1 protein-coding gene and 1 other annotated feature are annotated in these 512 nt (G+C 45.3%); the gene reads left to right on the top strand.

From position 1 onward, the window contains the following. The first annotated feature begins 91 nt into the window (after nucleotides 1-91). Nucleotides 92-312, top strand: a binding site (T-box leader). Between the two features lie 62 nt (nucleotides 313-374). Beyond that, a partial coding sequence (locus ACWHAR_RS32255; RefSeq protein WP_452089073.1) for an amino acid kinase family protein occupies nucleotides 375-512 on the top strand: 138 nt, incomplete at its 3' end.

The raw sequence follows: 512 nt of genomic DNA, 5'->3' as shown, positions 1-512 counted from the left end.
ATCGTGCATGGAAACAAGACGATCGTCTTTAATTAAATTGTTTGATCTGCCTCTTGACAGGGGCGTTTTTCCTAGGCATAATAATAAAAAATCACGAGCGTTGAAGAGGGCCAGTAAGCAGTTCTTTCTGTGAAAGAGAGTGAAATGGCATGCTGAAACATTTCACCACATGAAACCTGCCGAACCTGCCTCGGAGTCCCAGGGGGAAAACCTGGGCGCATACCCTGGCGTTAAAGGGGAAAGAGGAGTGCGCTTTATTTTCTCGCGCATTCAATGAAGGTGGTACCGCGGAAAGCTCTTTTCGTCCTTTTTTACTTGGACGAAAAGGGCTTTTTTTATTGGCCTTCTGCCAGATCATCTCGGAGGGAAAAAACGTGAAAAAACAACGGATTGTCATTAAAATCGGAAGCAGTTCATTAACCAACTCGAAGGGCAGCATCGATGAGGAGAAGATCAATGACCATGTTCGGGCGATAGCTGCTCTGAAAAAAGAAGGCCATGAAGTCATCTTC

The organism is Bacillus sp. LR--39, assembly GCF_053613335.1.
Note: the sequence above shows the minus strand (reverse complement) of the source record. Positions and strands in the feature narration are given on the sequence as shown.